The sequence below is a fragment of the Arthrobacter vasquezii genome (assembly GCF_029455255.1).
GTDB lineage: Bacteria > Actinomycetota > Actinomycetes > Actinomycetales > Micrococcaceae > Arthrobacter_D > Arthrobacter_D parietis.
This window is the reverse complement of sequence record NZ_JAROKN010000006.1, coordinates 22916-37412: the sequence shown is the minus strand read 5'-3', so window position 1 is coordinate 37412 and position 14497 is coordinate 22916. Positions and strand designations below refer to the sequence as shown.

Here is a 14497-nt window from a genome sequence, read left to right as displayed (position 1 = left end):
CGCATGAGCTTCCCTCAACACCGGCCCCGCCGGCTGCGCTCCACCCCGGCAATCCGCCGGCTGACGGCGGAGAACCGGCTCAGTCCGGCGGAGCTGGTTCTGCCGGCATTCATCCGTGAAGGACTGACCGAGCCCGTCCCTATCAGTTCGATGCCGGGAGTGGTTCAACACAGCTCGGCCACCCTGAAGCGTGCTGCAGCGGAAGCCGCCGGGCTTGGCATCGGAGGCATCATGCTCTTCGGCATTCCTGCGCACCGTGACGCGACAGGGAGCGCGGGAATCGATCCCGACGGCGTCCTCAACCGCGCCATCGCTGATGTCCGCTCTGAAGTGGGGGATGCCCTCGTCATCATGAGCGATGTGTGCCTGGATGAGTTCACCGACCACGGCCACTGCGGTGTGCTGGCGGACGACGGTGCCGTGGACAATGACGCAACGCTGGAACTCTATGCGCAGATGGCGGTTGCCCAGGCCAACGCGGGCGCGCACGTGCTCGGCCCGTCCGGGATGATGGACGGCCAGGTGGGTGTCATCCGCAGCGCCCTTGATGATGCCGGTCATCAGGAGATCTCCGTGCTGGCTTATGCGGCCAAGTACGCTTCCGCGTTCTACGGTCCTTTCCGGGAGGCTGTGGACTCGCAGCTGACCGGTGACCGCCGGACGTACCAGATGGATGCGGCCAACCGCCGTGAAGCGCTTCACGAGGTGCAACTGGATCTCGAGGAAGGCGCTGACATGGTGATGGTCAAGCCGGCAATGAGCTACCTCGATATCGTCGCGGACGTGGCTGCTATGTCGCCGGTTCCGGTTGCCGCTTACCAGATCTCGGGTGAATACGCCATGATCGAGGCTGCTGCCGCGAACGGCTGGATTGACCGTCGTCGTTCCATTGAGGAGTCAGTGCTCGGTATCAAGCGTGCGGGAGCGCAGATCATCCTCACGTACTGGGCCACCGAGCTCGCCACCTGGCTGAAGGAGAGCAAGTAAATGACACACTCCGAGGATCTCTTCGCGCGGGCACAGACGCTCATGCCCGGCGGGGTGAATTCGCCGGTGCGGGCCTTCGGCTCCGTGGGCGGCACTCCCCGCTTCCTCGTGTCGGCACAGGGTCCATACGTGACTGACGCCGACGACCGCCGGTACGTTGACCTGGTGTGCTCCTGGGGGCCGGCGCTGCTCGGGCATGCCCATCCTGCGGTGTTGGACGCAGTCCATCAGGCGGCTGATCGCGGGCTGTCCTTCGGCGCGTCCACGCCGGCTGAAGCGGAACTGGCGCAGCTGGTGCGGGACCGGGTGTCCGCCGTTGAACGCATCCGTATGGTTTCCACCGGCACTGAAGCCACGATGACCGCGGTCCGTCTGGCGCGCGGGTTCACGGGGCGCAACCTCGTTGTGAAGTTTGCCGGCTGTTATCACGGTCACCTGGACGGGCTGCTCGCGGCCGCCGGGTCGGGTGTTGCGACACTGGCGCTGCCGGGATCCGCGGGCGTGACGGACGCGACTGCAGCCGAGACGCTTGTGCTGCCGTACAACGATGTTGAGGCGGTGGAAGCCGCTTTTGCCGAGCACGGAGCTTCCATCGCGGCGGTCATCACCGAAGCTGCCCCGGCCAACATGGGCGTAGTCGAACCCGCACCCGGCTTCAATGCGGCGCTGTCCAGGATCACCGCAGAGTATGGCGCGCTCTTCATCATGGACGAGGTCCTCACGGGCTTCCGAGTCGGTCCAGGCGGCTACTGGGGCCTTGTCGGCGAGAGCGAGGGGTGGTCCCCGGACCTGTTGACCTTCGGCAAGGTGATCGGTGGCGGGCTTCCTGCCGCTGCGCTCGGTGGCCGGGCGGACGTGATGGAATACCTGGCGCCGCTGGGACCGGTCTATCAGGCGGGCACACTCTCCGGGAACCCGCTGGCCATGGCGGCAGGAGTTGCCCAGTTGACCCACGCAACCGACGAGGTCTACCGGCACATCGACGCCCGCTCCCTGGAGCTCTCCGCAGCGGTATCAGAGGAACTGTCCCGGGCCGGCGTCGACCATTCAGTCCAGCGTGCCGGAAACCTGTTCAGCATTGCCTTTGGGACGTCCGAGCGCGGCGTGGTGAACTACGCCGACGCCCAGGCGCAGGAAACGTTCCGGTATGCGCCGTTCTTCCACTCCATGCTTGAATCCGGCGTCTACCTCCCGCCGTCGGTGTTCGAAGCGTGGTTCCTTTCCTCGGCCCACGACGACGCCGCGATGGAACTCATTGTGTCGGCGCTGCCGGCCGCCGCGCGCGCCGCAGCTGCCGCAGGAGCGACGCCCCCGGGCGTCTAGCTTTCACGCGGTCTTCATCCAGGGCGCAGGAATGGCCGGTCGCCCCCAGTGGGGCGCCGGCCATTCCTGTTCTGTATCTGTGGAAGCGGGGGAAGTCCTAGAAGGCGGGAGCTACGTCACCGCTCGGCCAGGTTTCTTCGATGTACTGCTTGACCTCGGGGGAGTGCAGCAGCTCCTCGAGCTTGGCGATGCGTGCATCACCCTCGGAGGAGGTGTTCCAGGCGAGGAAGTTCGCATACGGGTTGCTTTCGACGGACTCCACAATGAGGGCGTTCTCCGTGCTGAGACCGGCGTCCAGAATGTAGTTTCCGTTGATGATGGCAAGATCTACGGTCGGATCCTGCAGATCATTGAGCAGCAACTCCGGCTGATTCTCGATGAACTCGAGACCCTTGGGATTCTGCTCCTCGGTCAGCGACAGGACGGAGGCCTCTGCTTCGATGTTCTCCAGCAGGCCGGCTTCCTGCAGGAGCGTGAGGGCGCGCGCCTGGTTGGAGGGGTCATTGGTGATGGCTACGCGACCCCCGTCGGGGATAGCCGAGACGTCGTTGTGCTTTTCGGAGAAGGCAGCGTAGGGCTCGATGTGCACGCCCTCACCATGGGCGAACTCATAGCCCTGGCTCTCGACCTGGCTCTCGAAGTAGGGCAGGTGCTGGAAGTAGTTGGCATCCAGGTCGCCTTCGCTCAGCGCGATGTTGGGAGTGGTGTAGTCGTCGAACTCCTGGATCTCGAGCTCAATGCCGCTGCCTTCGGCCAGGTTGTCACGTACGAACTCCAGAATCTGGGCGTGGGGTACCGGGCTCGCGCCTACGGTAACCGTAGCCGGGCTGGCGGGATCGAGGGTTTCGACGGCGGCGGCCGGAGCGCTGTCGCCCGCTCCGCACGCTGAGAGGGCAAGAAGAGCGGCCAGTCCGGCGGCTGCCAGCGAAAACTGCTTACGCATGTTCAGTGCGTTCCTTTCGTAGTACCGGCGGCCGGGGTTATCCGGGCGCCGGGTTCAAGACGGCTGGCGGCTACCGGCCGTCGTCGGCCGCGCCTGAAAAGCGCGGCAAGTTGTGGGTCAGTGTCAGACTCCGACGACGTTCGCGGCTTCTGCGCGACGGGCCTGTCTGCTGCGGCGGGCACCGGCCGTGGCCGCTGTTCGGTGGTCCACCCGCTGGGCAAGCCGGTCCCCGATGAACTGAATGATCTGCACAATCGCGACAATGATCACGATAATGACCACCATCACTGTGGTGTCGAACCGTTGCAGGCCATAGTTGTAGGCCAGTCTGCCCAGGCCTCCGCCACCGATGATTCCTGCCATGGCCGAGTACCCCACGAGAGTGACGAGGGTTGTCGTGAATGCAGCAATCAAGGACGGAAGGGCCTCGGCGATCATGACCTTGGTGATCACCTGGAGACGGGTGGAACCCATGACAAGGGCGGCGTCAATCTTGCCTGGCGTGACGTCACGCAGGCTCGTCTCCACAAGACGGGCAAAGAACGGGATGGCTCCGATACTCAGCGATACTGACGCAGCAACGGGACCGATCGAGGATCCGGTCAGGAACCGGGCCAGCGGAATCAGGGACACCATGAGGATCGCGAAGGGAATTGACCGCGTGATGTTCACAACCACATCGCTCACAACGCGGTTTGTCACCGGCATGGGACGCAGGCCTCCCGGGCTGCTGGTATGCAGAAAAACACCGAGCGGAAGTCCGATCAGCAGCGTGAAAAATCCCGAGATACCGATCATTTGGAGAGTCGCGAGGAACTCCTCCGGCAGCGCTTCTGTAATTCCAGGGTTCTCGAAAAGATTGTCGAGGAAATTCATGCCGCAACCTCCACGTGCACGCCGGCGTCTTCGAGATAGGCGGTGATTTCGCTGATAGGCCTCGGGGAATCAACTTCAACGCGTAGCCTGCCGAAACGGGAGCCTGCGAGTGTCTCCACCGTTCCTGCGATGACGTTCACACTGGCATCAAAGCGCCGGGTCAGTTCGGAGAGGACCGGCGCTGAAGCGCTCCTTCCGACCAGCAACAGGTCCAGCTCGGGTAGAGACTGATTCACGGCGGTGGAGGGCAGCGGCATCAGGGATTTGCCCAGGGAACCGGTGCGGTTACCGACAACGTCCTGAAGGGGACCGTGCTCGATGATGCGGCCGCGCTCAAGCAGGGACACCGAATCGCAGATCCGCTTCACCACGTGCATCTCATGCGTGATGACCAGGACCGTCAGGTTCAGCGTGTGGGTGAGGTTGCGAATGAGCGTGAGGATGTCCTCAGTGGTGGCGGGGTCGAGCGCCGAGGTGGGCTCGTCGCACAGCAGCACGTCCGGATCCGAAGCCAGCGCCCGGGCGATTCCTACGCGCTGCTTTTGGCCGCCGGAGAGCTGGGAGGGGTAGGCGTCTGCGAATTCTGCGAGGCCGACCAGGGAGAGCAATTCGCCGACCTTACGGGCGATCTCCCCCTTTGGGGTCTTCACCAGCTCCAGGGGATGTGCAACATTCTGGGAGGCCGTCCTCGAGTCCATGAGGTTGGCATGCTGGAAGACCATGCCGATACGACGCCTGGCTGTCCGGACTTCGGAATCCTTGACGCGCGTAAGGTCCCGGCCGTCAATGACGACTGAGCCGGACGAAGGGCGGTCAAGAAGGGTCAGGCACCGGACGAGAGTTGATTTGCCTGCGCCCGAGTGTCCCACAATGCCGTGGATTGAACCTTTGGGCACTGAAAGGGTGACATCGTCCAGAGCCGTGATGGTTCGCTCGCCCTGGCGGTAGGTTTTGCGCAGGTTGGTGACTGTAATCATTGGTCCTCATGCTGTGTGGGGCTCCGCAGGATCGGCTGCGGATCCCCTGCTCCGGCGAGCAGGGAAGAAGTATTGTCAGCGCGCCGTTCGGGAGGAAGCGGCAGCCGGGGCCGCCGGGGAACCGGCCGTGGCAGGCGCGCATCGATGCTCTGCAATTCTGGCACGTGTGAAAGATCCGGCTGAAATTTAGTGCTGAGGATCACTGATAAGGCATTGTCGTCGTAATTTATGCCCGTTTCGTCGAAGATTGTGCGGCTTCTAGGTGGTGGCTGAGTCAGCCTGGGCGCCGGTATTCCGTTTGCACTCACGAGGCGATCGCCGGCCACTGGCCCTCCACCACTGCCTCCGGATTGCTGCGGCGGAGGTATTCCTGGAAACTTTCGGCCTGCCGGAGCGCCCAGGTCATCTGGAACTCATGCAGCTCCGAGGCAGGTTTGCGCAGGTGCGGGAACCGCTCCGCCAGGACCGCGGCCACGCCGAGAGTCGCCAGGACATCGGCGGCCGAAGTATGCGCGTTCTCCAACGGGACGCCGTAATGCGCGCACATGGCGGTGAGAGTTCTTTTTCCCGGCCGGAAGCGGTCTGCGTGCTTGTCCATCACGTACGGGTCCAGCACCGGAAACGGGTTGGGTGTTCCAACACCATGGCGCACACCCTCACGTGCGAGGACCGTGAAGTCATAGCGCGCGTTGAAAGCAAGCACCGGAATTCGGTCCCGGAAGAACCCGAGGAGGACGCCTGCAATCTGGCTCACTACGCGGGAGGCAGGGGACCCGTACGCTTGCGCCGTCTGGCTGGCAATGCCATGGACGGCAGTGGCCTCGGGTGGAATGTCCACCCCGGGATCGGCCAGCCACTCATGATGCTCCTGAACCTCGCCGCGGCCATCGACGAGGATGATCGAGGCCGTCACGATACGTGCGGTGAGGGGATCGCGGCCGGTTGTTTCAAGATCGAAGGCCGCCCGGGGACACATGTGCCAGCTGTTCATGGCTCCGACGCTATCCGGGGGCTCTGACATTTCCGTTTCTGCTGTTCGTCGGCACCCGGGAACCGTCCAGGCTGCTGTTCGCTTGTCGATAGTCTGGGTTGGTGCACGAGAAAGGTCTGGACTATGACGAGGCGGTCCTCGACGTCGTCAGCCTTATTCCCTCAGGGAAGGTGCTGACGTATGGCGATATCGCCGTGATCCTTGAAAAGGGCGGCCCGCGTCAGGTTGGAGCGGTCATGTCGCGCGGAGGCGCCGATGTTCCGTGGTGGCGCGTTCTCCGCGCTGACGGTAAGCCGCCGCTGGGGTTGGAAGCTACCGCAGTCGGCCACTATCTGGACGAATCAACGGCGTTGCGGCCCGTGGCCGAACGGAGTCGGGAGGCGGGCGGTTCCGCCGGGTGCCGGGTCGATGTGCAGAAGTCCCGCTGGAATCCCGGGCCGGCAGAGCAGGCCGCGCTTCAGCGCATCCGTGCCGACTTTCAAGCTGCGGTTCCAACCTGGGACGAGGGTCCACCCGAATTGTCGGAGCCGGATGATGGGGTGTAAGCATGAGTAGCTCTCCGCGCGTCGACGCAGTTCGCCTACCCGCCGCTGGCCTGCGGTTGCCGGCCAATGCCGGGCAGGCACTGCCCACCCCGGTCCTCAGCGCCGAACAACAGGAGGTGCTGGCCCTGGGCCCGGGAGAGGGCCCGGTGCTTGTCCTTGGCGGTCCGGGAACCGGCAAGACGCAGCTGTTGGTGGAGACCGCGGTCAGCCGGGTTCTGGACTCAAAGGTGGAACCTCACCGGATCCTCATCATGGCGCCCACCAGGATGGCCACAGCACGCCTTCGGGATGAGGTCACTTCCCGTCTGGACCGCAGCGTAAGCGCGCCGCCGGCACGTACCTGGTCGTCCTACGCCTTCGACCTCATCCGTCGAGCCCGCGTGGCAGGGCTGCTGCCCGAGCTGACCCGTTCTCCCCGGCTGCTTTCCGGCGCTGAACAGGACCTGATCATCAAGGAACTCCTGGAGGGCCATCGCCTATCGGGTCAGCTGGAGGCGCGATGGCCTCCGGGATTACGGCTCGCTCTTGGAACAAGAGGTTTCAGGCAGGAGATTAGGGAGCTCTTTGACCGTGTGAGCGAGTACAGTGTGCATGCTGAAGAGCTTGCTGACTTCGGGCGCAGGTTTGATCGACCCGAATGGGTCGCCGCAGCAGCCCTCTACAGTGAGTACCGGGACATTCTGGACCTCCGGATGCCGGAGGCTTTTGATCCCGCCGGAATCCTGACCGCCGCGCGGGGCATCCTTGAAACCAATCCCGGATTCTGCGTTGAGGAACGCAGTAAATATTCCCTGATCCTGATCGATGATTATCAGGAGTCCAACACGGCCATGCACGCGCTGTGCGGCGTTCTTGCCGAGGGAAAAGATGCTTTGATTACCTCCTGCCCCGACACCGCAGTACAGGGCTTCCGTGGTGCCCGTCCAGAGCTTGCCGCGCGGTTGCACGAGGTGCTTGGTGGGGTCCGCACCGTGCAGCTGACCACCTCCCACCGCCTGTCCGGGATGCTTGCATCGGGCTGGGCATCGATTGCGGCGAGGACGCCTGTGAGCGGAACGCCTGTGGGCTACCGAAGGCTGACAGAGCCAGGTGAAGCCGCTGCAGTCAAGGCACAGGCCGATGCTGACACTCCAACAGCCGGAACTCTCTCCGTTCACGTGGTTGACTCTGGTTTCCATGAGCAGCGCTACGTTGCGCAACGGATTCTGGAGGCACATGTTGATGACGGGCGGAGCTTTGACCAGATCGCCGTTATCACCAGGACGGGCACGCAGGTTACTGAGCTTCAGCGGTACCTCGCGGGCCAGGACATCCCCGTCAGCGTCCCGCCGGCCGAGCGTGCTATCCGCGATGAACCGGCAGTCCGGCCATTGCTTGACATCCTCGCCGCCGTGACGGGAGTGAGAGAGCTTGATGCGGAATTGGCCGTTTCACTCATGACATCCCGGATCGGCGGGGCCGGGCCGCTTGAGATTCGCCGCCTGCGTCAACTGCTGAGGCAGGAGGAACGGCTGGAAGGGGGAGCAAGGAACTCTGACCAGCTGATTGTCGATCTTCTGGCTGAGGCTTCGTTTGATGACCCCAGGGCGCAACTCCGCCCGGTCCGGCGGCTGCATGGGATGCTGAGCGCTGGTCGTGACGCGTTGCAGGATGAGGCGAGTACGCCTGAAACAGTGCTGTGGGCGGTGTGGTCCGCATCCAGGCTCTCCTCCCGATGGGAAGAGGCTGCAGTCCAACAGGGAGCGTCAGCGGCACGCGCGGACCGGGATCTCGATGCCGTTGTTGCACTGTTTCAGACGGCCGAGCGTTACGTGGACCAGATGCCGGGGGCACCCACAACCGGTTTCCTGGAGTACCTGCTGAGCCAGGAGCTTCCAATGGACACGCTCGCAGCACGCGCCCAGAAAGGAGCCGCCGTCGCGGTCATGACACCGGCCGCTGCGGCCGGCCGCCAATGGCCGGTAGTGATCGTGGCTGGCGTACAGGAGGGGGTATGGCCCAATCTCAGGGTCAGGGGAGAGCTGCTGGGCTCAGGTGATTTGGTTGCGCTTCTGGAGCATGGCCGGGACTTCCGGTATCACCGTGATCCGCTTTCCCTGATGCAGTTGACTCGGGCCGACGAACTGCGAAGTTTTTCGACCGCGATCAGCCGTGCGTCCGAAGAGTTGGTCTGCGTGGCGGTTTCGTCGGAAGATCAGCAGCCTTCTTCCTTCCTGGAAATCCTCGACCCGCTTCCGCCCGGTACTTACGAGCGCCCCCGAACGGAGGTGAAGCGTCCGCTGACCCTGCGTGCGCTCGTTGCAGAGCTGCGGAAGTACGCCCAGCAACCTGAACGAAATGCCGACACCGCTGCCGAAGCCGTCCGGCACCTCGGAAGGATGATGCTCCACGAGCCGCGGGTTCCGGGTGCAGATCCCGCACAGTGGTGGGGCCTGGCGGCGCTCTCTACGTTGGATCCGGTCATTCCCTCTGATGCCGTCATACCGGTCTCACCCTCGAAGGTGGAGGCGGTACTGGCCTCACCTCTGAACTGGTTTGTCTCGGCGGCTGGAGGAGAACGGCCCACTGACTTCGCCAGGTCACTGGGGACGCTCGTCCACTCCATCGCACAGGACATGCCGGACGCCACGGGAAACCAATACGTCGCGGAACTGGCCCGCCGCTGGCCCGCCCTCGGTATGAAGGACACCTGGGAAACCAAGGCGGACCTCCGGCGTGCCGAGGAAATGGTGAGGAAGCTCGGCGCTTACCTCGTGGAGATGAGAAAGTCCGGCCGCACATTGGCCGGCACTGAGGTGAGCTTCAGCGTTGACCTGCCGGTGATTGTTGAAGGCGGAGAGCGGCAGGCGCGCCTCCGCGGGCAGATCGACCGCCTCGAAACTACCCATGATGGCGGACTATTCATTGTGGATCTCAAGACCGGGAGGAAAGCCCCAAAGGATTCCGATATGCCGGCCCACCCGCAGCTTGCCGCGTATCAGGTCGCTGCCAGTGCGGGCGGGCTCGCCGACAATCCCGGAATGGTTGCAAAACCCGCGGAAATACAGACGCTAGGGGGAGCCGCGCTCGTGCACCTTGGCACAAGTGCCAAGTCCCCCAAGGTTCAGGATCAGCCCGCCCTCGGGCCAGAGGACTCCTGGCCGCAGGAGATGATTCAGCAGGCTGCTGGACTGATGTCTGCGGCTGAATTTGAAACCGTCCACGACCCCAGCCGGTCAGCGTACGGCGGCGCCGGGTGCCGGCTGCCGGAGATTTGCCCGCTGTGCGTTGAGGGAAGGCAGGTAACCGAATGAGCCTGGAAGCGGCACACCTCCGGGCGACTGATACTGCGTCGGCGGATACTGCGTCAATGTACTCCGCGGAAGCATTGGCTCAGCTCCTTGCCGGCGGGACCAGCGCGGACATCCTGTACCCGACCGGAGAGCAGACCCGCATCATCGAAGCTCCGCTTCAGCCTCTGCTGGTGATCGCCGGGGCAGGGTCCGGAAAGACCAAAACCATGGCCGACCGCGTGGTGTGGCTCGTTGCAAACGGTCTGGTTCGGCCTGATCAAATCCTGGGCGTCACCTTCACCCGTAAGGCGGCCGGTGAGCTCGCTGCCCGCATCCGGCAACAACTTCAGGCGTTGTACCGTGCCCAGGGAGAGAGCACTCTTGAGTCAGGGGAGGACCGCCTGGAACCCACCATCTCCACCTATCACTCCTACGCCAATGGAATCGTGCAGGACTACGGTCTACGCCTCGGCGTGGAGCGCGATGCCGTCATGCTTGGCACGGCGCAGTCCTGGCAGCTGGCAGGCAGAATCGTTGAATCCTACCGGGGCCCATGGGAACACCTGTCGGCGGCGAGGACAACGCTGACCGGAGCTGTTCTCACCATGGCTTCGGAATGTGCCGAGCACCTTGTAGACCCTGCGGCAGTGAGGATTTCACTGCTCGAGCAGATCGACTCAGTAGCGGCCCGCCCCTACCTGCTCGGAAAGCCGAAACCGTCCACGCAGGGCGCACGCGATCTGCTGAATAAACTGCGGACCCGTGTCACTGTCACTGAGCTGGTGGAACAGTACGCAGCAGCGAAAAGTCAGGGCGGGCAGCTTGATTACGGTGACCTTGTGTCGCTGGCCGCACGTATCGTCAGCGAAGTGCCGCAGGCGGTCGATGCTGAGCGGCAGAAATACGCAGTTATCCTACTCGACGAGTTTCAGGACACCTCGCATGCACAGATGGTCCTCTTCGCCAGGCTGTTCGGTGACGGCCGGTCGGTGACGGCGGTGGGAGATCCGCACCAGTCCATCTACGGGTTCCGTGGGGCATCAGCCGGTCAGCTGGGGACATTCAGGTCACGATTCCCGGTGCACACCGGTGCCCGGCTGGAGCCAGCACCCATGGTTAATCTTTCTGTGGCGTGGCGGAACTCCACGAGCATCCTTGCGGCGGCCAATGCAGTGGCTGAACCGCTCAACGTACCGCCTCCATGGCTCGGCCCGCAGCACCAGCTGATGGTTCCCGCTCTGTTAGCGAGGCCAAAGGCACCGCTGGGAGAGGTGTATCTTGCGCGCTACCGCAGCGAAAGCGCCGCTGCGCCGCAGGACCCATCCGCACCGGACAATCCGCAGGCCAATGAGGCGGCTGCGATGAGCCGCATCATTCAGGAGCAGCGGCGTCGGTACTTCGATCTGGACGACGACGGTCGGCCGCTGCGCCCGACCATCGCCGTTCTTTGCCGCGGGCGCCGGCAGTTCGAGCCGTTACGGCAGGAACTGCAGTCGCTGGGGATACCGGTCCAGGTCATTGGATTGGGAGGACTCCTTCGCACGGCGGAGATCATCGAGATCCTCTCAGTGCTTCGGGTCCTCGGGGATCCGGAACGGTCAGATGCGATGCTGCGGCTCCTCGCCGGAGCACGCTGGCGCCTCGGCAGCGCAGACCTGATGGCGCTCGGTGATTGGGCACGGCAACTGGCCTACGATCGGGAGCTCCGGATAAGTCAGCTCCGGGTGGGCACCGGAAAGCCTGATGCGCAGGAAGGCGCTGCCCACCAGGGCAATACCCGGGATTCAGCCGTGTCTGAACCTGAGCAGCTGCCAACGCCAACGGAAGACGCAGAGCCGGCCAGCCTTGTTGACGCCGTTGATCACCTTCCACCAGTGGGCTGGGTATCAGGCAGCGGGCGCACTCTTTCTGAAACAGGAAGGGAGCGCCTCGTACGTCTGCGGGACGAACTGCGCGGGCTGCGCCAGTCAGTGGGAGATGACCTGCATAGCCTCATCGGTGAAATCGAGCAGACACTCCTGCTGGATATTGAGCTTGCTGCCAAGCCTGGAGTGAGCGTGCACGAGGCCAGGCGCAATCTCGACGCGTTCGCAGACGCCGTCAGCGGGTTCGTCTCGACGTCGGACCGCATTGACGTTCAAGCCTTCCTTGCCTGGCTGGAGGCCGCTGACTCTGAGGAGGATGGATTACCTGTCACAGCGCTGGAGACAAGCAGGGAAGCCGTTCAACTACTGACAGTGCACGCTGCCAAAGGTCTCGAGTGGGACGTGGTGTTGGTGCCGGGGATGAATGAGGGTTCTTTTCCGAGCGGAACCGGATCGCGCTGGAGCTCGGGAGATGCTTCGGTACCGTGGCCGCTTCGCGGCGATGCCGCAGAGCTGCCGCAGTGGGATTGGGACCAACCTGACCAGAAGTCCTGGCTTGACAGCGAAAAACTGTTCGCTGAGGACGCCCTGACCCATACTGAACGTGAGGAACGGCGGCTCGCCTACGTGGCACTTACACGGGCACGCCATGTCCTCGTCTGTTCGTCGTCGGCATGGGGAGGAGGGCGCTCCAAACCGACGGCGCCGTCCCGCTATCTGGAACGGCTGCGGGAACTCGCGGCGGCCGGTGAACCGGGATACCGGGAACTTGCCTGGATCGAAGACGTCGCTGTGGGCGCTGACAATCCCGCTCGTGCACACAGCGACAGGGCGATCTGGCCAATCGATCCCCTACGCCGGCGCCGCGGCGGAATGGAGCTGGCTGCGGCGGCTGTTCGGGCAGCGGCGGATGACCTGCGCCATGGTTCTGGCCCTGAACCGGGCACCGAAGATATTGACTTACCGGGACGCTGGAGTGATGAGGTCCGGAAGTCGCTGGCGCGGCAGCAGGGCAGACTTGCCTCCGTACCGGTTGAACTTCCCACCCATATCTCCGCCTCCCTGATGGTCGAGCTCACAGAGGATAGCGACGGCGTTGCACGGCGGTTGCGACGGCCTGTGCCACGGCGTCCGGGAACCGCCGCCCGGCGCGGAACGGCATTCCACGCGTGGATCGAAGAATTTTACGGAACAACAGGGATGCTCGATCTAGGCGAGTTTCCAGGCGCGGCCGACTCCTTCGTGGACGACGGCCTGCAGCTTGAGCAGCTTGCCGAAACGTTCCGGCAGTCGATGTGGGCGCAGCGGGTGCCGTACGGCATTGAAGTGCCCGTGGAAACACGCGTTGGGTCCGTTGTTGTCCGCGGCCGGATTGATGCGGTCTTTCAGGACGACGACGGCACCTGGGACCTCCTCGACTGGAAGACCGGGCGGCCTCCGGCGCCGGCGGACCGTGAAGCGAAAGCAATCCAGCTGGCGATCTACCGGCTGGCATGGTCTCGTCTGAAAAACGTGCCGCTCGCTGGTGTTCGGGCAGCGTTTTACTACGCAGCGGAAGATCAGCTGGTTCGGCCACACGATCTCGCGAGCAGTGAAACATTGGAAGCAATTGTGCGGAAGGCGACGAGCGCCGGGTCCGGCGGTTAGGGGCGCGGAATTATGGGGAGAGCGGAAGTTTCGAGATTTTCCGGGTCCTGTGGAGCCGCTGCGACCTCAGCGTCGTCATCCCTGCTCACGAAGTCTTCATCCCCAGCGTTGGCGGCCAGTGCGGCTTCCTCGGCGGCGAGATCGGCGGAGAGTGAGCGCATCATCTCTTCGGCTTCGCTGACCATGCCGTCGTCGCCGAGGGCCAGGCCGCGAACCATCCACTGTGCCAGCGCAAACTCCGCTGCCAGCGCGGCGCGCCGCAAGAGATGCTCGTCCGCGGCATCGGGGCGGGCGCTGACATAGGCCTCGTGCACCTCGTCGGCGAACTCGGTGTCCTGCGTTGCGGCGAGCCAGGCGAAATCATCCGCGGGGTCGCCGATGGAAAGGTCCGTCCATCCTGCCACCGCACAGACGCGGCCCGCCGCAAGGAGCAGGTTGTCTTCGTGGATGTCGCCATGGACCACGGTGGGATTGAATCGCCAGAGTGAGACATCCTCCAGCGCGTGCTCCCAGCGACGCAGCAGATCCGAGGGGATTCTGCCGGTGGTAGCGGCCTGATCCAGCTCGTTGAGCCGGCGCTGCCGTACTTCGTTCGCTTCATACGCAGGCAGGTCGGCTTCGTTGACGAGGGTCCTGGGCAGTTCGTGGACCGCAGCGATTGCGCGGCCGATTTCCCTGGCCAGTTCACGACCGCCCTTTGCGAGCTCATCGAGAGACCGCGGTGATCCTTCAATGTGGGAGTACACGAAGGTGCGAAGGTCACCGAGCCTCACGGTGCCTGCAACGTGAGGAATGAGGAACGGGAGCTCAGCACGAACAGCGGGAGTGAACGCACGCAGTACCTGCAGTTCCGTCTCCAGGCGCATGCTGGCCTCGGCGTGCCGTGGTGCGCGAACGCGCCACTGCTTGCCGGAGTCATCGATCAGTAGGGCTGACTCGAAGTCGGCGGGATCATCGGGGGCGCTGGAGACGCCGGTCGGGGCAAGGCCCGGCACGGCCGCGCTGGCAAGGGCCGCAAGTTCCATCGGTGAGCGTTTCACATCATCCACCGTAAGCGCGCGAGGTCACCGG

General features: G+C 63.9%; 10 protein-coding genes. 5 read left to right on the top strand and 5 right to left on the bottom strand.

Going from position 1 to position 14497, the window contains the following annotated elements; translation table 11 throughout:
- Positions 1-3 precede the first annotated feature (3 nt).
- Together hemB and hemL are read left to right on the top strand one after the other, a co-directional pair.
- A complete protein-coding gene (gene hemB, locus P4U43_RS04320; RefSeq protein ID WP_277357617.1) occupies positions 4-987 on the top strand; it encodes a porphobilinogen synthase in 984 nt (327 codons plus the stop codon).
- Positions 988-2310, top strand: coding sequence for a glutamate-1-semialdehyde 2,1-aminomutase (gene hemL, locus P4U43_RS04315; protein ID WP_277357616.1), 1323 nt, complete (start codon positions 988-990; stop codon positions 2308-2310).
- Positions 2311-2407: 97 nt separating this feature from the next.
- Here the strand turns inward: hemL and P4U43_RS04310 are convergent, their stop codons facing one another.
- From P4U43_RS04310 to P4U43_RS04295, 4 genes are all read right to left on the bottom strand, one after another.
- Positions 2408-3253, bottom strand: a complete 846-nt coding sequence (locus tag P4U43_RS04310; RefSeq protein WP_277357615.1) for a MetQ/NlpA family ABC transporter substrate-binding protein — start codon at positions 3251-3253, stop codon at positions 2408-2410.
- 123 nt (positions 3254-3376) lie between these two features.
- Positions 3377-4129, bottom strand: coding sequence for a methionine ABC transporter permease (locus tag P4U43_RS04305; RefSeq protein WP_277357614.1), 753 nt, complete (start codon positions 4127-4129; stop codon positions 3377-3379).
- Positions 4126-5106 (bottom strand): methionine ABC transporter ATP-binding protein, encoded by a 981-nt coding sequence (locus P4U43_RS04300; protein ID WP_277357613.1) that lies wholly within the window; start codon positions 5104-5106, stop codon positions 4126-4128. Before P4U43_RS04300 ends, P4U43_RS04305 begins: the two co-directional genes overlap by 4 nt.
- Before the next feature lie 304 nt (positions 5107-5410).
- A complete protein-coding gene (locus P4U43_RS04295) occupies positions 5411-6097 on the bottom strand; it encodes a 3'-5' exonuclease (protein ID WP_277357612.1) in 687 nt (228 codons plus the stop codon).
- Between the two features lie 101 nt (positions 6098-6198).
- On the opposite strand from P4U43_RS04295, the gene P4U43_RS04290 reads away from it, so the two are divergent.
- The 3 genes from P4U43_RS04290 to P4U43_RS04280 are packed head-to-tail and all read left to right on the top strand — an operon-like array spanning position 6199 to position 13426.
- Positions 6199-6642 carry an MGMT family protein gene (locus P4U43_RS04290; RefSeq protein WP_277357611.1) on the top strand — a complete coding sequence of 148 codons (444 nt, stop codon included), beginning with the start codon at positions 6199-6201 and terminating at the stop codon, positions 6640-6642.
- 2 nt (positions 6643-6644) lie between these two features.
- Positions 6645-9935 (top strand): ATP-dependent helicase, encoded by a 3291-nt coding sequence (locus tag P4U43_RS04285; RefSeq protein ID WP_277357610.1) that lies wholly within the window; start codon positions 6645-6647, stop codon positions 9933-9935.
- Entirely contained in the window at positions 9932-13426 is a 3495-nt protein-coding gene (locus P4U43_RS04280; RefSeq protein ID WP_277357609.1) for an ATP-dependent helicase, read from the top strand. The genes P4U43_RS04285 and P4U43_RS04280 overlap by 4 nt, the downstream gene beginning before the upstream one ends.
- Here P4U43_RS04280 and P4U43_RS04275 read toward each other — a convergent pair.
- Positions 13423-14466 carry a macrolide 2'-phosphotransferase gene (locus P4U43_RS04275; RefSeq protein WP_082566187.1) on the bottom strand — a complete coding sequence of 348 codons (1044 nt, stop codon included), beginning with the start codon at positions 14464-14466 and terminating at the stop codon, positions 13423-13425. The genes P4U43_RS04280 and P4U43_RS04275 overlap by 4 nt on opposite strands.
- Positions 14467-14497 lie beyond the last annotated feature (31 nt).

What these genes read in the sequence shown, in the direction of transcription:
- hemB (WP_277357617.1), top strand. Translation starts at nt 4, where the DNA reads ATGAGCTTCCCTCAACACCGGCCCCGCCGGCTGCGCTCCACCCCGGCA.
- hemL (WP_277357616.1), top strand. Translation starts at nt 988, where the DNA reads ATGACACACTCCGAGGATCTCTTCGCGCGGGCACAGACGCTCATGCCC.
- P4U43_RS04310 (WP_277357615.1), bottom strand. Translation starts at nt 3,253, where the DNA reads ATGCGTAAGCAGTTTTCGCTGGCAGCCGCCGGACTGGCCGCTCTTCTT.
- P4U43_RS04305 (WP_277357614.1), bottom strand. Translation starts at nt 4,129, where the DNA reads ATGAATTTCCTCGACAATCTTTTCGAGAACCCTGGAATTACAGAAGCG.
- P4U43_RS04300 (WP_277357613.1), bottom strand. Translation starts at nt 5,106, where the DNA reads ATGATTACAGTCACCAACCTGCGCAAAACCTACCGCCAGGGCGAGCGA.
- P4U43_RS04295 (WP_277357612.1), bottom strand. Translation starts at nt 6,097, where the DNA reads ATGAACAGCTGGCACATGTGTCCCCGGGCGGCCTTCGATCTTGAAACA.
- P4U43_RS04285 (WP_277357610.1), top strand. Translation starts at nt 6,645, where the DNA reads ATGAGTAGCTCTCCGCGCGTCGACGCAGTTCGCCTACCCGCCGCTGGC.
- P4U43_RS04280 (WP_277357609.1), top strand. Translation starts at nt 9,932, where the DNA reads ATGAGCCTGGAAGCGGCACACCTCCGGGCGACTGATACTGCGTCGGCG.